This window comes from Bacillus sp. z26 (assembly GCF_058313635.1).
Genome location: NZ_JBZFQM010000004.1, coordinates 1 through 19,375 on the forward strand (window position 1 = coordinate 1; position 19,375 = coordinate 19,375).

Consider the following 19,375-nt stretch of genomic DNA (forward strand, 5'->3'; position numbering starts at 1 on the left):
TTGATCTGACCCAAGAAAGTTAGACATATGTATTTAGGCTACTTCAAGGACCTGAGTTCGGTATTCCACCGGGCTTAGGTCTTTTAATTTTGATTTCATTCGTTTGTTATTATAATAGTAAACATATTCTGCCAGCTCTTTCTCAAAATGCTCCATACTTTCGAATTCTTGTAGATAAAGTAGCTCGGATTTTAATAAGCCAAAGAAATTTTCTATGACTGCATTATCTAAACAGTTGCCCTTACGGGACATACTCTGTGTAATCTTATGTTGTTTTAATGTTCGTTGATATTGTTTCATTTGATAGTGCCACCCTTGGTCCGAATGAAGAATGACTTCATCACCAGGTTGAAGACGAGTTATTGCTTGTTTTAACATATCGTCTACCAACTTATACACCGGTCGGCTCATCACCGAATAGGCAATAATTTCACCGTTACACAGATCTAGTACTGGCGATAAATAACGTTTCTCACCAAATAGATGAAATTCTGTCACGTCTGTTACCCATTTCTCATTCATGTTTTCTGCTTTAAAATTCCGTTGTAAAATGTTTGGTGCAATTTTTCCGACGTTTCCCTTATAAGAACGGTATTTTTTCATTCGAACTTCGCATTTAATGCCCATGGTATTCATCAATCTATTAATTGTTTTTGGATCATGATTAAAACCATATTTCTTTAATTCTTTAGTTATTCGACGATACCCATAACGCCCTTTATGTTCGTGATAAATGGAATGAATAGCAGCTTTTACGTTGGCGTATTTATCATCACGACTCAAATGCTTTTCCCAGTAATAATAAGTGCTGCGTGGAATATCGGCGACTTTGATTAACTCCACCACTTCATAGATTTCCTTTAGTTCATAAATTACTTGCGCTTTGATTTGGTTGGTAATTTTTCTTGCATTTGAACTAAAGTGTTTAACTTTTTTAAATACGCATTCTCCATTTCCAGTTGCTTTATACGTGCTTCAAGTTCTTCTACAGATCCTTCTGCCGGTACAGGCTTCATTGTTTTTTTCGTGTTCTTTTTCATGGATGTTTGCCCCTTTTTCTTAGAAACAAGGGCATCATAACCGCCAATTTCAAACTTCTTCTTCCAATTTCGAATCATGCCCGGAGATGAAATGTTAAATATCGCAGCTGTGTCAGTTGAAGATGTACCTGTTTCGTTCATATAATTTAGTACACTTATTTTATACTCAGCAGAATAGTTTGTATAGGGTTTTAAGAATGCCTCTTTACCGTTCGCTTGATAAAGGCGAACCCAGACACTCATAACCCGTGTTGTAACACCAATATCTTTCGCAATTTCATTCATGCTTTCATATCCATTTACATAACGTTGAACCGCTTGGATTCTTTGTTCAACAGTTGATTTTGCCATAAAAAAACCCCCATAAAAATTAGATTAGTGTCTAACTTTTACGGGGCAGTTCACAGTGCGCTAGGAGGCTTTTTGTACGTAATTCTGAATCTATCATTCATACGTTTCATATAGTAGTACTTTATAATTCTATATTCGTGTGATTTGATTCTTGCTTCTTACGATTTTGTTTCTTTTGCAGTAATTGTTTTACACTTCTTTTTTTTGTTTTTGGTGTCAATATATAAAGAAAATCTCCTTCTTCGATAATAGTATCTCCGGTAGGTGTAACCAATTTATCATCTCTTATGATAGCGTTAACCAATGTATTGTCCGGGAATGGAATTTCATTTAATGGTTTCCCTATCAGGAAGGCATCTGGTTTCATTTGGTATTCCACCATCTCGGCATTGGCTTTACCAAGTGAGACAATTTCGAGTGAATGCATAGGTGTTTCACTTGCCGGTCCTGCTAATCCAAGCTTATCAGCCACAAAAGGAATAGAAGATCCTTGTATTAAACAGCTTGTTAATACAATAAAAAATACAACATTAAAAATTAAATGACTATCCTCGATGTTGGCAAGAAGGGGAAATGTAGCAAGGACAATCGGCACTGAACCTTTCAAGCCAGCCCAGGAAAGAAATAGGAGCTCTTTAAAGCTAAAGTTCATTTTAATTGTCGATACAAACACAGCGGCCGGTCGTGCAATCAGGATTAAAATGACAGAAAGCAATAACCCTTTCAGAACGATTTCCACTGAAAACAGATCAGCAGGATTAACAAGCAATCCTAATATAATGAACATTAAAATCTGCATCATCCAAGCGAATCCTTCTGCAAAATACTGGGTCGCCTTTTCATAGGCAACTTCAGAGTTACCAATGACAATCGCCATCACGTATACAGCCAGTAATCCACTCCCATGTATATTTGCCGTTATCCCATAGGTCAATAATGCGAAAGTTACGGCAAAAACGGGATAAAGACCCGTTGATTCTAAATTAATACGATTAAGGACCGCAACTGCTATTTTCCCTAATACCCATCCAAGTAGTAAACCTAGTCCAATTTCAAGAAAAAATGAACCAATCAATTTACCTATACTCATTTCAGATGAGGTAATCATTTCAATACAGGATACGGTTAAAAAAATGGCCATTGGGTCATTGGTACCCGATTCAGCCTCCAATGTATTAGCTGTACGGTCACGGATGTTTTTTCCTTTCAGTACAGCAAAGATAGCTGCTGCATCCGTTGAACTAACGATTGCCCCGAATAACATGGCAATCAGCCAATCGACATTTAGAATATAATGAGCCGCTACCGTAATAATTACGGATGTTATTAAAACACCTACAGTTGCAAGTGAGAGGGAAGGGAGGATAACGGGACGCAGTGACGTCCATTTTGTTTGTATACCTCCTTCGAATAAAATAATTATCAGAGCAAATACTCCGATTGTTTGGGCTAAACCAGCATTCGTAAAATGGATAACACCGAAAGTTTCATTTCCCATTAACATTCCAACCATTATGAAAAAGATAAGCGAAGGAACTCCTATTTTTGCGGAAAATTTAGTAGATAGGATTCCGATGATCAATACAATGGATGCTAGTAATATAAATAAGTCTGTAGTTAGAATTTCCGATGGCATGATTACTCGACTCACTTTCTGTAAACTATATCAGCTTATATTTTGAGACTTCATATATCTATCTCCAAATTCGTATGATCTTCAAACATATTTTTCAAGGATAGTAGATTAAAAAGAATTGAAATAAAAAAACAGGTGCTAATTCCATAGCACCTGTTAACTGAATTTTATCGTTTGATAACGACTTTTTCATTATCTACATCAAATTGCTGAACGTCCGTTTTACTGGCAATTTGGAAATCGCCGATAATAGTATGCTTTAAAGCGAAAGATGATAAAGCAAAATTTATAACTTCTTGAGGACTGTAATGGTTGTTAATTCCATACAATACTCCGGCTACGAAGGAATCACCGGTACCAATTCGTTCAAGAACATTTACTTTAACCGGTCCGGAAGTGTAATGCTCATTTTCTGTTATGACGGCACAGCGTAATTCTTGTACATTATTACCTAGCATGGTTCTTTCAGTTGTATAGATTTGATCAAAATTATACTCTTTTTGAAACTCTTTAAGTAAAGCTATTTTTTCTTCGAATGTATGAACTTCTTTACTTTCTTGTCTGATGGTTAATACATCCAAATAACTACCGATGATTACATCGATATAAGGGAGGATTTCGATATAAGCTTTTCTGGCTTCTTCTAAAGTCCATAATTTTGCACGGTAGTTAAAATCAAAGCTAATTTTTATCCCTTTATCTTTAGCAAGCTTAACGAGCTCCATTGTCGTTTCACGTGCCTGTTTACTGGCGCCTAAACTAATTCCGCTGACATGGAGCCATTTAGCTTCGCTAAGCATGGCTTCGAGATTATAATCGCTTGGCTTTGCTTCAACAAAAGCTGAATTTTGACGGTCATAAGTGACTTCAGTCGGTCTGATTGAATGACCTTGTTCAACGAAATATAAGCCCATTTTTTTACCCTTATGAACAATATGATTCGTTTTGACCCCGAATTTTCTTAACTGCATGACAGCGGCAAGCCCGATATTATTATCAGGAAGGCATGTAACATAGGAAGTTTTTTCGCCCCAATTACTGAGTGCAACAGCAATATTTGCTTCAGAACCACCGTACATCATATCCAATTGGCTAGCTTGGATCAACATTTGATGGTTTGTAGGTGTTAAACGCAGCAGCATTTCACCAAATAACATAATTGATTTCAATACGTACACCTTCTTTTTTTGCAGGAATATAGGAAAGAAAGCGACCCTGGTATAGGCCTGGATCGCTACTTTCAGATCTAAGATTAACCTTTTTTAATTTGTGTTAATTCTTTGTTAATCGCATACATCATTTTTTCAGTGAAGATATCATCAGCCATGGATGCCATCATATCAAGGGCCATACCTTCTGCCATACCGAACATTGGATTCTCTTCATTAAAACCTTTTAAGTATTTATCCATCACTTTTCTGGTTTCAGGATTTTTAAATAGTTCACCGAGTTTATCGCGGGTAGAATAAACGTCATCTGTAATGACCAGTTCTTCGATTTCCATATCCTCATCAATCTCAGGCATGTCAAACCAGTTCGCAACTACTCCGCCAGCATCACTCTCAGGAACTAGGTAGCTTGGATTTGGCTCATCCACTTTATTGAAGTGTGCAGTATCTTCAAAAGTTTGTCCTTCTGATGTTCCGATTGCTTTTACTGTATTCATGCCGTCCTCCAAGTTAACCCCACTAAAGATGAAGGCAGCACGGTTACGTTCTGCTGTATAGGTAGTTCCGTTTACTTCTAATGTTACGTCATCACAGTTAGAATACACTTTGATCGTAATTTGATCATCAGCACGGTCAACGAATCGTTTGCTTGTAATATGAACAAATTTTTCATCTGACCAATTAGCTTTATACATATAGAATGCATCTTTTTTAATTTTACGATCATAAGTCATTAGACCTTTATTATTTCTGCCTTTTACGCCACCCTCATCACGAATGTTGGCACCGAAGTCAAACATATTCCAAACATATGTTGACCAAAGGAAAGGACGGTCAGCAAAGATATTCCATACGGTTTCGTGGTAAAGAGTATGATATTCTTCTGTGTAATCTTTTACTTTTGGATCATTAGAGTGATATTGGATAATACCTTCAGCACCATATTCAGAAATTCCAAGGCTAACTTGTGGATTGGTAGCATGGTATCCATCAATCCAGTCAGCAAAATCTTCTGCTTTACCTTGGTACCATCCATAGTATTTGTTGTAACCAACAGTATCAGTGATATAGTTATATTCATCCGTGTCAGGAACAAACATAACATTGGCTTGGGTAGTTAAGCGTGTTGGATCTTCTTTTTTCGTTAATTCATTAAGTTCTTTAACAAGTCTTCTTACTTCCGGTCTTTCTCCGCCAATTTGAATCTCGTTTTGAACGCCCCAGAAAATAATGGAAGGGTGGTTGTAGTTTTGTCTAATTAGCTCAACCATTTGCTGTTTAGCATTAATACCTTCATGCTCGGTTTTGGACATGACTGAGATAAATGGAATTTCAGCCCATACCACCATACCTTCACGGTCACATAAATCATAGAAGTATTGATCATGTTGATAGTGCGCCAGACGAATGGAAGTAGCACCGACTTCTTTGATGAATTCCATATCTTCTTTGTGCTCTTTATTAGTGATTGCCCAACCCATATCTTTACGGTCCTGGTGACGGGAAACACCATTCAGACGCAGGTGCTCACCATTGAGGAAGAAGCCTTTTTCAGGATCTACTTTAAAGTAGCGGACACCAAACGGGATGGAAAGTTCATCAATTGTATCGTTGAAGCTTGTTAAAGTAACATTTGCTTCATACATATAGGCATTTTTAAGGCCGTTCCAGAGGATTGGGTTTTCAATGGTAATTGGTAATTCAACGACAGTTGTTTGTCCAGCCGGAAGAACGACTTCTTGAGCCCCATAAGCAGCCGTTTTACCTTCAGCATCAAGTATGTCAGCCCATAAACGAACTTTTTTTTCTTCTTCAAGATCATTTGTAAGTTTTGTTTTAAGAGTAATAGATGCTTGTTCTTTATTCACTTCATTTTGAATAATGTAAACCCCTTGGGAGCCATAATCCATTAAATCAAAGTGAACATGGTTAGCGATAACAAGATTAACATCACGATAAATACCGCCAAAGAAAGTGAAATCAGCCATTTGCGGATATACATCTTCAACAACTGTGTTATCTACTTTTACAGCAAGTGTATTTTTACCGCCAAATATTACTAGATCTGTGATATCGAAGCGGAAAATGGAATATCCACCGCGGTGTTGACCTAAATGTTGTCCATTTACATAAACATCCGTTACACTATTGCTTCCGTTAAATTCAATATATACTTTATTGCCGGCATTCACAGTATCTACAGTGAATTCTTTTCTGTACCAGCATGCACCTTTATAAAAGTCAAAACCGTTTGCTCCATCAATCGCATTCCACGTATGAGGGACATTTACGGTTTCCCATTTCGCATCATCATAAACTTGGTTCATAGCATCTTGTACGTTTTCTTTAATGAATTTCCATGCACCATTAAGATTAAATACTTTTCTCATGTTTCGAACTCCCTGTTTATAAATTAATTCAGTGTACAACTAGGCTCTAAAAAACAGATTATCTTATATAGTATTTACTGAATTAATTTCATTATAGGTTGGAATTCAGGAAAAATATCGTACGATTTTTGTTTATTTAGTATTATTTTTAGTTTTTGATGGCGTTTTCATTGTATAATGAAAATAATAAGTGAAATTTAAAGGATGATTAAATTGAATCAGGAACAGCTTAAAGTATACGCCCAGCTGTGTAATCTGGTTAGTTCGATTGTTAAATTGGATGTAAAACTTCTTGATTTAAATGGAAATAAAATTATCCAAATGGCTAAACACCAGATACCGAATGGACTGGAAAATAACGACGTGGAAAATAAATCAATCACGGAATTGTTAAAGGCAAGTAAAAAAAATGAGTATTTACATTATATTAATTCGGCTAAATTGGAATGTGTTTTTGCAGGGATTTGGAAAGATGGTCAGTATGCAGGCGCAGTGATGGTTGGTCCTTTTCTGTCTGATTTACCTTCAGATTTGTTTATCAGCCAAATTATTTCTTCTGGGAATTTACCTATCAGCGACAGAAAGCAATATCAGGATTTTTATGAGACTATGTCGATCTTAAGCATGGAAGAAATACGAAGTATAGGAGAGTTATTGGTGAATTTGTGTCCTCACGATTATATTTCATCTTCTCAGCTGGTTACTGCAAGTGTAAATAATCAAACTAATTTAGTAAAACCTATTAGACTGGAGGAAGAGGATCGTAAAAAAATCATTGAATATCGTTACAAGATAGAAAAAAGAATCTTAGAGGCTATTGCAAGAGGGGATAAGGAAGGAGCAATAAAACAATTAACAGGTTTAACAGATGTACATCTGAAAAATAGGGTGCCAGAAAATCCGATTCGATCGACAAAAAACTTAACATTAGTTGAGAATACATTATTTAGACTTGCTGCTGAAAAAGGAGGAGTCCATCCCGTTTACCTACATGACATATCCGAAAAATATGCCATTCTGATTGAACGAGCTGACAATTTACCCTATTTAAACAAACTTATATTTTCTATGATTGATGAATACTGTGATCTCGTAAATGAGTTTTCAACTCGAAAATATAGTTCCATAGTGAAAAATGCCGTTCACTATATTAATTTCAACCTAGAAAACCCTCTAACACTTAATGAAATAGCGGAATCTATCCATGTGAATGCTTCGCATTTGTCAAAAAAATTCAAAATAGAAACAGGCCAAAGTATAACAGATTTCATAAATATGAAAAGAATAGAAGCTGCTAAATTATACTTATCTACAGGAAATATGTCGATTACAGATATAGCTTACTTGGTGGGCTACAGTGATGTAAATTATTTCAGCCGGATTTTTAAAAGAATTACGTCTATGACTCCTTCTCAATATATAAAAGGTTCAGAATTAACGAGTGATGAATAAATGATATGATTGATTCTGCTGTATATTACTTCTAACTAATAACAAGGTAAGATATCTACCTTGTACGAAAGTGCAGGACTTCTAAGGCATCTATTGTAGTATTCAAAACAAGTGCAGCCATCTTTTTTAAATGCTGCACTTTGACTGTTTTGCCTATAGTTTTTGATGCAATAAATACATATTGCCTTGGTCCCAGTATCTTTTTGTTTGAACTGTAGTATAAAATTCTTCATTGTAAATGGGTCTATTGCATAGACAACATCTGCGTTCATGTTTATGAGAACAGCAGGAATTTTTTTTGCTGTGAGAGTGGCAAGAACAGGACCATTTTTCACCGTGAGAGTGGCAACAGGACCATTTTTCGCTGTGGGAGTGGCAAGAACAGGACCATTTTTCGCTGTGAGAGTGGCAAGAACAGGACCATTTTTCACTGTGGGAGTGGCAAGAACAGGACCATTTTTCACTGTGGGAGTGGCAAGAACAGGACCATTTTTCGCTGTGAGAGTGGCAAGAACAGGACCATTTTTTACTATGAGAGTGGCAAGAACAGGATCGTTTTTTACTATGAGAGTGGCAAGAACAGGACTGTTTTTCACTGTGAGAGTGGCAAGAACAGGATCGTTTTTTGCAGTGGGAGTGGCAACAGTTTTTGTTGTGTGACCAACTTGTTTTACATGAACATGTACTATCACCTTTATGATCCTCGGACTGCTCAGATACTGGCTCTTGAGATGAAAACTCATCCAACTGACGTACCTCTACTTCTCCTAACGCTTTCCTAATTAGATCTTCATGAAAATATTGCATAAATAGCCTCCTATAACTTGATAAACGTCTTACATTAACAGATTACGTTGAATTATTATTTTTGACTTGGACAATAGTTTACTTATAGAAAAATGGATTAATGACGTTAGTCCCCTTTTAATATCTGTAACATAGAAATGTAATAGAAAAATTTGAGGGTTTGAGTATTTGATGAACGGAAAAGAGTTGTCGGTAGTCGAACTTTTAATTCGTCCACATCACCTTATGGATTTAAAATCGAATATATGGAATGACTAACCGATAAATGGGATACATGGAAATTATCGTGGATCTCATATAAGAAAGCTAAAAAAGAAGGTCATATTTCAATGAACGAATCAAATCCCACAAATATTCATGGCTAATCAAATAAAGGGATTCTTTATATAATGTTCTGTTTGAATCTAACTCCTTTACATTCATCGCTCCCATTCATCAATTTAAACATACATAGATATTGATTATTTGAAATCACAATCTCAAATAATAACGTAAGATGTTTTAAATTAAATTATTAATTGACTGTTTGGCATTATGGCTGACAGTTTTTTTATAGTAGAATTTGTCGAAATATTTTTTAAATTATTGAAAGGTATTTGAAACAATTGTAACGAATTAGTAATAGTCTTTGATAAAAAATTAAGGAGACATAAAGGGGAGAAAAGATGAGAAAAATATTGTCCGTCGTGGCTGTTACTGCCATGCTGATTTCAACAGGCACGAGCGGTGTATTTGCCGCAGCAAACAAAGTAAGTTCAATGAATCAGAAAGAAGTGGGAATCCGAAGTACAGAACAAATTGATAAAACAGCTACGAAAAAATACGACGATTATCTTCAGGCAGATACTTTGGTTATCAAGCACAGTGGGTCTTTATCTAAAAATATACTGAACAAATATAAGGGTAAAGTGGTAAAGACAGGAGGAAGCCTAGGGTATTCAGTTGTAAAGTTTAAAACGGCTGCAGCAGCTAAAGAAGCCTATGCAGAATTAAGTAAATCCAAGAATGTTTCCTCTATTGCACCAAGCGTGAAGTATAAAACGTCCTCTGTTAAAACAGATCCGAAGGTAAGTCAACAATATTATAATAATCTGCTAAACTTACCGGCAGCACAGAAAAAAGCAGGAAAAAATAAAGTACTAGTAGCCGTGATTGATACGGGGATTGATAAAAATCACCCAGAGTTAAAAAACAAAATTATATCAAGCTATAATGTCCATAATCCTATTAATGCATCATTGCCAGAGGATCATGGTACCCATGTTGCCGGAATCATTGCAGCTGAGAAGAATAATGGAATTGGCGGATACGGAATCAATCCCAATGCCTCTATATTATCTATAGATGTTTTTAATAGAGAATGGGGTGCGTACGATTACAATATCGCTGAAGGCATCTATTATGCGATTAAAAAGAAAGCGAAGGTAATCAATTTAAGCTTAAGTGGCCCATTCAGTTCACCAGTTATTGAAGCTGCAATCAAAAAAGCGAAAGCGGCAGGGATTGTGATCGTGGCTGCGGCTGGTAATGAAGGATCCGAAATGAAAGGGTACCCGGCTGCATACGAGGGCGTAATCAGTGTAGGGGCAGTCAATAAAAGTAAAACACTGACATCCTGGTCCTCCTATGGTGTTTCGACAGATATAGTGGCACCTGGGGATGATGTCTATGCACCCATCTACGATTATGAGAAAAAATCAACCTTTGCTTCCTATAGTGGTACATCGATGGCAGCTCCGATGGTGACTGGAACGGTTTCCTTGCTGTTATCTAAATATCCTAAACTAAAGCCAGAACAGATAGAATACATTTTAAAGAAAACGGCTACCGATTTAAGTACGAAGGGGTTTGACAAGAAACATGGATATGGACTGATTAATCCATCTTCTGCATTAAGCTTTAATATCAAAAACATTCCATCTTTAACAGCTTCCGCTTGGAATAAGGACGCGATTCTGAAAAATGCTAAAACAGTTGGAAGTAACTATACAGTGAAGAAAACATTTACGAAACCACTGGAGCAGCACTGGATTAAACATACTGTAAAAAAAGGTGAAACGTATCAGATTAATTTAAAAGAATCCAAAGTTTTTGATTCGCAATTACTTATTAATATGTATGGAAAAGATAAATCGAGCACGAAAAAAATCGATGATGTCAGTGAAGGTAAAACAGAGGGGCATTATTTCAAAGCTCCATATGATGGGACTTTGACAGTTGGTGTAAAAGATATTAGTGGAAATTACGATGTGGCTGGAAGTAAATTGTCAGAGTATGAATTGTTATTTAAAAAAGTAACTGTTCCAACTGATGAATCTAGTGAGGAAAACCCAATTATTATACCTAAGCTGTCCTATTCAACCCAGAATAAAAATATGCGTCTTGTTGGCGAAAATGGGGACGATGATTATTATCAAATCACAACGGGTGATCAAGAGGAAAATATTAAGCTTTCAGTAAGCGGTACACCTGGAGCGGACGTCAGTATGTTTGTCTATGCCCTGATAGATATTCGTGAAGAAGATGAAGAAGAAAACATGGGTAAAGGGAAAGATGTATTTGAAGAGAAAAAAGAGGAAATAAGTGAAGATACCGAGGGAGATATTGAGGAGGAGATTCCTGAGGATGAAGGGCCGATATTTGAAAATGTTCTTGAACAAGAAATTAACAGCGGCAGTATCGGAGAAAGTGAGCAAGATGTATTTACTGCTGAACCTCAGACAACCTATACCATTAAAATTTCTAACAAATATGAAGGTTATTCCGAAAGTTTCTTTGACTTCTTTATTCTTTCGGAAGGATTTGAATCAACAGCGACCAAGATAACTGGGGCAATCGGCCAAAATGCTGATCCATATATCTTTAGTGCCAGCCAAGTTATAATGCCTGAAGACGAAGATGGGATTGAGTCACTTTATGGCGGTGATGAAGAAGAATACTATGATGAAGAAGAGAATTATGATGAAGAAGAATCCTGGGAAGAGGAAGGCGATGACTCCGCAATTGAGATGCTGAATGAATTAGCCATCCCATATAAATTAACCAGTGAAAGATCAGGTTATTTACAGTCACGCTATGACGAAGATTGGTATAAAGTAAATGTGGCATCAGCAGGAATTCACTCCTTTGATTTAGGTACAGCCAAGCACGCTTTCTCCATCTATCAGGCTGTTGAGTATGAAGGTGAAAATGGTGACGAAATCCGTTTCCTTGAGACAGTTGCTGATAATATTGATCCGTATACCGGTAAAAAGCTTAATACGTTTTATGCTTCGCTTGAAGGCGGAATAACCTATTATATTAAGGTAGAGATGGACTGGATGTCAGATTCCTACTCTACTGATCCATACTTCTTTAAATCACGCTTGGTAGGTAATTCATCTGATAAATATGAGAATAATGATTCTATGGTAAATGTAAAAACCTTGCCTTCTTCTACCATTAAAGGGGATTATGCAAAATATGGAGATGTAGATACTTTTAGATATACTGCTAAAGCATCAGGCAACTATTCATTAACGGTCGATAATAATAAACCAAGCACATCCGGGCTTCCTGCAATGGTAAAAGGCGATGTTTATTCGTATATTGCCGTAATGGAAGATAAGAATAATAACAAGAATGTGGATGATGCGGATTTAGATACAATTAAATATATAGATTCCTATTATGACCCTGCGGGTGTATATGGGTCACATTACTTCCAAAAGGGAAAATCATATTTTATCGGGATTTTTGGTGAAGGGGAGTACTTACCATTCTCATTAACTCAATATACATTTAAGCTTAATCAAGTGAACCATAAAGATGAAGATGCAGGTACTGTTATAAAGAAAAATACCCCGTCAAAACCAATCAGCTTTAAGAAAACAAGTGGAAAATGGGAGAAAACAGGCCGATTTAATGCATTCAATACAAAAAATAATGATGAAGATTGGTACAAGCTCCAGCTGGATAAGATCTTTAGCGGACAAATTACGTTAAGTGGAGGCAGGGAGCTTGATGGAGCATTTGAAATTTATCAAAACGGTAAACTAATGGCGATCTCTGACAGATATGCTGCAAATGATACCGAAGTATTAAATATCAGCCTTAAAAAGGGTACCTATTATATAAAATTAAAAGATGCCAAAGGTTCAGCTTCTTTGTCATCGTATACAATTAGGGTACAGGAAATGAAATAGAGTTTTGTGAGAATGTCTGGTAAGTCATTTAATGACTTGCCAGGCTTTTTTGAATAATGGGATTAGAGGAATCAGGATTTTTGGGTAGCCCACCTCTTATCAACTAGCAGAATGCCTGTCAGGAATAAAAAGCAAAACAGGTGAAGAAAAACTTATTGGTTTTCTCCGCCTGCTTTAAAGTTTGAGGTCTAATGGTCATTGCACTCTATTAATCTCTCCCATGTGAGTTTTGGACATGTAAATCCCTTTCGTTTTCTATTATTTTTAAAAGGATATCCCAAAGCTGTTGTTGGATTACGGGATCAGACGTGATGGGTTTGATTTTATCCCATATGTGGTGAATTTCATTTTGTCTCATGTTTTTCTCCCCATTTTTGCTTTATCATCTTTTTGGAAAGCGTTTTGATGATTCGATTTGGATGTGAATTGGATAATTCTTTTAATAATTTTGATGCGATTTGTCCGTCTGTTGTATCCTTTGTATTATGAATAATCAATATATTTGCCAATGAAGAAATAGCAGATAGATCAGAACTGTTTATTTTCACAAGTTGATGAGCCATTTTTAGGTCATTGGGTGAATTTTTTAATTTCGACAAGGTGGAAATAGAATAAGCGAGCTCATTATTTAAGTTATTCACCATTTCACGGATTTCACCCTGATTATCTAAACGTGGTAAAGTCATATACAATATCCTTTCTAAAGGGGTAATCTTTGCTTTTAGATTTTACTATATTGCTTGTTGAAGAGTAAATGAATGAGCTCTTTTACATATAAATTCGAGATGCTTTTTAAAATATATAAAAATTTGAAAATATGTAAAATTTATGAAACTTTCTGTAATATTCAAGCGTATAAAATGGTAAGATTATCCTGGGAGGTTGATATGATGTTCGAGTTTTTTAAACGAATCAAGACGGTAGTGAGTTCTGAATTGTATGCTCTCATCGAAAAGGCTGAGGATCCCATTAAAATGGCTGATCAATACCTGAGAGAAATGAATAGTGAAATAGAAGAGGCTGAGAAAACAACCGCTAAGGTCATGGCAGAGGAAAAATTGACATACAGAAAAATTACGGATTTGCAAAAGCTGATCGAAAAACGGAATACACAGGCTTTAGAAGCTATTCAGGCTGGTAAAGAAGAACTGGCTAAACAAACATTGGAAAACAAGCTTCAGCTCGGCCAAGAACTTACTGCTCTGGAGAATCTGCATGAACAAGCTAAACAAAATGTAGCTGATTTGCGCAATCGATTAGGGGAAATGAAAGCTGATTATCAGGAGCTTGTGAGGAGAAGAGATACCCTAAAGGCAAGGACCCTTACTGCTAAAGTACAAACATCAGTAAATCGTTCTTTCCACACAGGAAATCGAAATTCGGCCAAGGCTGGTTTTGAACGAATGGAACAAAAAGTGATGGAATACGAAGCAGAAGCAGAAGTAAGCAAAGAGCTAAGAAGTAACCAATTGGAACTAGATAAGGAATTCAAAAAGATGGAGACTGAGAAATTAATTGATTCAGAATTACAAAAGTTAAAAGATTCATTAAATACTGAACCAAAATAATGGATAAAGGGTTGATAAGCATGGAAATTCCAGGCCTGGCGATAGCTGATTTTTTCTTATACTCATTAATAATTTGCGGTATTCTTACATGTATCATCATCTTATTTAATGATGTATTTGCCGGTTTTGACCTTCCTGATTTTTTAAATCCAACCCTTATTCTCTGCTTTTTGACCATTGCAAGCGGATCAGGGTATGTGCTTGTTTCATTAACATCGCTGCAGATACTGCCCGTTATTTTAATCTCCATTGCTGCCTCTTTTATACTTGTCGCCATTATTAATCTATTCGTTTTGATTCCGGTTTCTGCGGCCCATGAATCTTTAACGATTGACGAGGCAGACTTAAAGGGGCGTTTGGGAACAGTGATTACCTCCGTACCTATTGATGGATATGGTGAAGTATTAATAACCAGTAAAAGCGGATCTTTTTCAAAGCCGGCCTTAAGTTTCGATCATGAAGCGATTCCTTCACAGACAAGAGTATTAATTATTGATATCCAAAATGGTGTTTTACATGTAAGTCCCCATGAAGAAATAAATGAACTGGGATAGGAGAGTGGGAGCATGACATTAATATACGGTATTATTGGTGCAGTCGTACTTATTTTATTAGCCCTTATAGGAGTTTTTGTTACAAAATACAGAACAGCCGGACCAGATGAAGCATTAATTGTCACCGGAAGTTACTTAGGAAGTAAAAATGTACATGTTGATGAATCCGGCAATCGGATCAAAATTGTACGTGGAGGAGGTACCTTTGTTCTTCCAGTATTCCAACAAGCTGAGCCATTAAGCTTATTATCCAGTAAATTAGAGGTCTCCACTCCTGAAGTGTATACGGAACAGGGTGTACCGGTAATGGCAGATGGCGTTTCGATTATTAAAATAGGAAATACGATTTCTGAAATTGCTACGGCTGCTGAACAATTCTTAGGAAAAACGAAGGATGACCGTGAACAGGAAGCAAGAGAAGTTCTGGAAGGGCATTTACGCTCTATTCTTGGTTCAATGACTGTTGAGGAAATCTATAAAAATCGCGAAAAGTTTTCACAGGAAGTGCAACGGGTTGCTTCGCAGGATTTGGCGAAGATGGGATTGGTTATCGTATCCTTTACGATTAAAGATGTTCGCGATAAAAATGGATATTTGGAATCACTCGGTAAACCGAGAATAGCTCAAGTTAAAAGGGATGCAGATATCGCTACAGCTGAAGCGGATAAAGAGACGCGTATTAAAAGAGCCGAGGCTTCGAAGGAAGCGCAAAAAGCAGAACTTGAGCGTGCCACTGAAATTGCAGAGGCTGAAAAAATTAATCAATTAAAAATTGCCGAATTTAGACGTGAACAGGATATTGCAAAAGCAAAAGCCGACCAGGCGTATGATTTAGAGACGGCACGCTCTAAGCAAGATGTAACAGAACAAGAGATGCAAATTAAAATCGTCGAGCGACAAAAACAGATTGAATTAGAAGAGAAAGAAATCTTACGTCGTGAAAAGCAATATGATTCAGAAGTGAAGAAAAAAGCGGATGCTGATCGCTATGCTGTTGAACAAGCGGCTTCTGCCGAAAAAACAAAACAATTAACGGAAGCAGATGCTAATCAATATCGGATAGAAGCGATGGCGAAAGCCGAAGCAGAGAGGGTACGTTTAGATGGTCTCGCTAAAGCTGAAGCACAACGAGCACAAGGGGTATCCGAAGCTGAAATCATTCGTTTAAAAGGTCTGGCAGAGGCTGAAGCTAAGCAAAAAATAGCAGAAGCTTTTGAGCAATTTGGTCAGGCAGCTGTTATGGACATGATGTTAAAAATGCTTCCTGAATATGCAAGAGAAGTGGCAAAACCGCTCAGCAATATCGATAAAATTACAATTGTTGATACAGGAAGCGGTGGTGCTAACAGTGGAGCCAACAAAGTAACCGGCTATGCCACAAATTTAATGGCTACTTTACAGGAGTCATTAAAAGCATCATCAGGTATCGATATGAAAGAATTAATAGAAAGCTTCGCTGGTAAAAGTACCGGGGGCGATTCCAGAATAAATCTGGAAGAGGAGCTGGCAAAAACGGAGATTCCAGTCATTAAAGGATTGGATCGTACTTCAGATCAACTATAAAAACAGCCTGAGTTCAGGAAGAACTCAGGCTGTTTTTCGTTTAAGATTTTATCCAGGATTTGATTGTTTTCATCTTCCTCTTAAAAATTTCAAGCCTGTTCTGAAACACGCTTAACAGACATTTCTAATTCAAGTTCTACATTTCCTTTAATTGCCCGACTGATCATACAGGAGGTTTCAGCTTTCTGGGCAAGTTTATGAGCCAGTTCAATATCATTTTCTGTTGCAGAGTCTTTTAGGATGATGTATGGCCGATGAATAATTTTTTTGTAGGTAAACACTCCATTTGTTACATCCACAATTCCCTCTGATTGTAAACGTAATCCTTCTTTTTCTAAATGACTGCGTTCCATCATGGCTGCCAATGTGATGATATAACAAGTCGCTGCAGCACCGAGCAACATTTCATCTGGATTCGTACCGATTCCAGGGCCATCCATTTCCTCGGGTATAGATATTCTGGTATTTAAGTTTTTAGTATGTATTTCTCCGCTGTCATTTCGCAATCCTGGCCAATCAGCTTCTAAAATAAAATGGTGCTCCGGCATTTTATAATCCCCTTTGTATATCAATTATTATTTATTTTAATGTTTAAATGAATGAAATTCATACAATTTGCTTATAGAGTAAACATTATGTATTTATAATTTAGTTGTTTATTCGTTCTTACTTTGGAACCGGAATATAAATTTGTCCACTTAAGAAAACTTTAAACATAACCAATCTCATAAAATTTTAAGCAGGATTATGAATTAGTATCAGGTTTAGTCAAATTGTTAATGAACCGTTACGTTTCTCTTTTTGGTGTAAAGATTTCTCGGATGAACAATTTTTCTATGTACAACTATGTGGAAAAAGCAATCAATGACGCACTCAAAAACAATATTTTACAATGCGTATTTTGTATTTGACATCTTGCTGACACATTATATGATTATAGTATTGTGAGTAGACATCATAAATATTATTTCGATAGGAGTTACACTATGACCAACGAGAAGAAAAATGCACCAGAGACAGAAGAAACTACTGAAATAAAAGCAGATCAAACAAAAAAACGTAAAAACAAAAAATGGATAGCGGGTATAGCTGGAGTTGTAGTCTTGGCCGGAGCCATAGCTGGTGGTGCATATGCTTATACAAAATCCCAGACTGTAGGTAGCGTTAATGGAGATAGAATTACTAAAAGTGAACTGTATGATTCCTTAATTGGAGTTTATGGCGCATCTGCTGTAGATAACTTAATTACGATGAAAGTCATCGAGAAGGAAGCAGATGAGCGTAAAATAAAAGTCACGGATAGTGAGTTAAAAGAACAAGTGGATATCTATAAAGAAAACTATGGAGGAGAGGAAGGATTGAAGTCAGCCCTTGAGTCCAGCGGTTTGTCTATTGATGATTTGAAAGAGGATATAACTGTAAATATAAAAATTGAAAAGTTAATGCAAAAAGATGTAAAGATAACGGAAGATGAAGTACAAGCTTACTATGAAGAGAATAAAGAAAACTATGACCAGCCTGAACAAGTAGAAGTTAGCCATATTCTTGTTGAGGATGAAGAAACGGCTATAGATTTATTGAAAAAAGTTAAGGATGGCGAAGATTTCGCGAAATTAGCCAAAGAAAATTCTACAGATACGGCTTCAGCTGAAAAGGGTGGAGACCTCGGTTATATTTCTAAAGGAGAAATGGTGGAAGAATTTGAAAAAGCAGCTTTCGCTCTAGAAGTTGATGAAGTAAGTGAAGTAGTTAAATCTGAATATGGCTACCATATTATCAAAGCTACAGGCCGCAAAGCAGCTAAAGAATCCACCTATGAAGAATCCAAAGAAGATGCAAAAGAAGCAGCCTTAAGTGCAAAAATTTCTTCTGAATATAACACATGGTTGGAAGAATTAAAGAAAGATTATAAAATCAAAAATAAATTTGAATAATATTCTACTAAAATTAGAGAGCAAGCCAATCGTTGGTTTGCTCTTTTTTGTTGTTCGGGAATAAATTTTTGAACTTTCTAACATATGGATATATAGTATAGTAGTAACTGATTCCCCAATTAATAGATTATGTGGAGGTGTATGTATGGATCTTTTTGATGCCATTAAGACAAGAAGAAGTATTGGCAGGGTAAAAAATGACCCGGTATCTGATGAAATTATACATAAAATAATAGAAGCAGGGACTTGGGCGCCCAGTCATCATCGAACAGAACCGTGGAAATTTTTTGTTCTCAAAGAGGATGGACGAAACATTCTCAGCGATGCTTTAGTGGATATTCTAAAGTCTGAACTTGAGGACCCTGAATCAGAGGAAAGCAAAAAAAGGTTGGAGAAAGTCAGCAAGAATCCATATCGTGCCCCAGTCATCATCGTAACAGCGGTGGAACCTGTAAAAAATGATAAGGTCCTGATCGAAGAAGAATTTGCTGCTGTACATGCTGCTACACAAAACATGCTGCTTGCTGCTCATGCACTTGGGCTTGGAGCAGTATGGAGAACAGGTAAACAATGTCATGATAAACGAATGAGCCAAGCCTTTAATCTTTCTGAGGATGGGGCCGTAATTGGATTTATTTATATAGGATATCCCGATATGACCCCTGGCGAAGGTGTTAGGAAATCCGTCGATGAAGTAACTGCTTGGATCAATAAGGATAAATAATGG

The 19,375-nt window shown here is 36.6% G+C and carries 14 protein-coding genes; 7 read left to right on the top strand and 7 right to left on the bottom strand.

The window, feature by feature from the left end; all coding sequences use genetic code 11:
- Positions 1-33 precede the first annotated feature (33 nt).
- The 4 genes from AC4G3K_RS13205 to AC4G3K_RS13220 form a co-directional block, all read right to left on the bottom strand.
- Positions 34-1,391, bottom strand: a protein-coding gene (locus tag AC4G3K_RS13205; RefSeq protein ID WP_491132024.1) for an IS3 family transposase whose coding sequence is annotated in 2 segments (ribosomal slippage) — positions 34-923 and positions 923-1,391 — 1,359 coding nt in all. Because the reading frame shifts where the segments join, the coding sequence is not laid out codon by codon here.
- Between the two features lie 121 nt (positions 1,392-1,512).
- Entirely contained in the window at positions 1,513-3,027 is a 1,515-nt protein-coding gene (locus tag AC4G3K_RS13210; protein ID WP_491075200.1) for a potassium/proton antiporter, read from the bottom strand.
- A 167-nt stretch (positions 3,028-3,194) separates the two neighbouring features.
- On the bottom strand, positions 3,195-4,196 hold the full coding sequence (locus tag AC4G3K_RS13215) for a PfkB family carbohydrate kinase (protein WP_491133592.1): 1,002 nt from the start codon (positions 4,194-4,196) through the stop codon (positions 3,195-3,197).
- A gap of 83 nt (positions 4,197-4,279) precedes the next feature.
- On the bottom strand, positions 4,280-6,586 hold the full coding sequence (locus tag AC4G3K_RS13220; protein ID WP_491133593.1) for a glycoside hydrolase family 2 protein: 2,307 nt from the start codon (positions 6,584-6,586) through the stop codon (positions 4,280-4,282).
- 204 nt (positions 6,587-6,790) lie between these two features.
- Between AC4G3K_RS13220 and AC4G3K_RS13225 the strand changes: the two genes are divergently transcribed.
- The gene (locus tag AC4G3K_RS13225) at positions 6,791-8,038 is read left to right on the top strand and encodes an AraC family transcriptional regulator (RefSeq protein ID WP_491133594.1); all 1,248 of its coding nucleotides are present in this window, start codon (positions 6,791-6,793) and stop codon (positions 8,036-8,038) included.
- A gap of 35 nt (positions 8,039-8,073) precedes the next feature.
- Here AC4G3K_RS13225 and AC4G3K_RS13230 read toward each other — a convergent pair whose 3' ends face one another.
- Positions 8,074-8,730 (bottom strand): hypothetical protein, encoded by a 657-nt coding sequence (locus tag AC4G3K_RS13230; protein ID WP_491133595.1) that lies wholly within the window; start codon positions 8,728-8,730, stop codon positions 8,074-8,076.
- A 780-nt stretch (positions 8,731-9,510) separates the two neighbouring features.
- On the opposite strand from AC4G3K_RS13230, the gene AC4G3K_RS13235 reads away from it, so the two are divergent.
- Positions 9,511-13,029 carry a S8 family peptidase gene (locus AC4G3K_RS13235; RefSeq protein WP_491133596.1) on the top strand — a complete coding sequence of 1,173 codons (3,519 nt, stop codon included), beginning with the start codon at positions 9,511-9,513 and terminating at the stop codon, positions 13,027-13,029.
- A 344-nt stretch (positions 13,030-13,373) separates the two neighbouring features.
- Here the strand turns inward: AC4G3K_RS13235 and AC4G3K_RS13240 are convergent, their stop codons facing one another.
- A complete protein-coding gene (locus AC4G3K_RS13240; RefSeq protein WP_491075194.1) occupies positions 13,374-13,715 on the bottom strand; it encodes a hypothetical protein in 342 nt (113 codons plus the stop codon).
- Positions 13,716-13,916: 201 nt separating this feature from the next.
- Between AC4G3K_RS13240 and AC4G3K_RS13245 the strand changes: the two genes are divergently transcribed.
- The 3 genes from AC4G3K_RS13245 to floT are packed head-to-tail and all read left to right on the top strand — an operon-like array spanning position 13,917 to position 16,714.
- Positions 13,917-14,597, top strand: coding sequence for a PspA/IM30 family protein (locus AC4G3K_RS13245; RefSeq protein ID WP_491075193.1), 681 nt, complete (start codon positions 13,917-13,919; stop codon positions 14,595-14,597).
- A gap of 20 nt (positions 14,598-14,617) precedes the next feature.
- Positions 14,618-15,151 carry an NfeD family protein gene (locus AC4G3K_RS13250; RefSeq protein ID WP_491133597.1) on the top strand — a complete coding sequence of 178 codons (534 nt, stop codon included), beginning with the start codon at positions 14,618-14,620 and terminating at the stop codon, positions 15,149-15,151.
- A 12-nt stretch (positions 15,152-15,163) separates the two neighbouring features.
- Complete coding sequence (gene floT / locus AC4G3K_RS13255) at positions 15,164-16,714, top strand: flotillin lipid rafts scaffold protein FloT (protein ID WP_491133598.1); 1,551 nt, start codon at positions 15,164-15,166, stop codon at positions 16,712-16,714.
- An 89-nt stretch (positions 16,715-16,803) separates the two neighbouring features.
- Here floT and AC4G3K_RS13260 read toward each other — a convergent pair whose 3' ends face one another.
- A complete protein-coding gene (locus tag AC4G3K_RS13260) occupies positions 16,804-17,262 on the bottom strand; it encodes an OsmC family protein (protein ID WP_491133599.1) in 459 nt (152 codons plus the stop codon).
- Between the two features lie 438 nt (positions 17,263-17,700).
- On the opposite strand from AC4G3K_RS13260, the gene AC4G3K_RS13265 reads away from it, so the two are divergent.
- A complete protein-coding gene (locus tag AC4G3K_RS13265; protein ID WP_491133600.1) occupies positions 17,701-18,648 on the top strand; it encodes a peptidylprolyl isomerase in 948 nt (315 codons plus the stop codon).
- A 145-nt stretch (positions 18,649-18,793) separates the two neighbouring features.
- Positions 18,794-19,372, top strand: a complete 579-nt coding sequence (locus AC4G3K_RS13270; RefSeq protein WP_491075188.1) for a nitroreductase family protein — start codon at positions 18,794-18,796, stop codon at positions 19,370-19,372.
- Positions 19,373-19,375 lie beyond the last annotated feature (3 nt).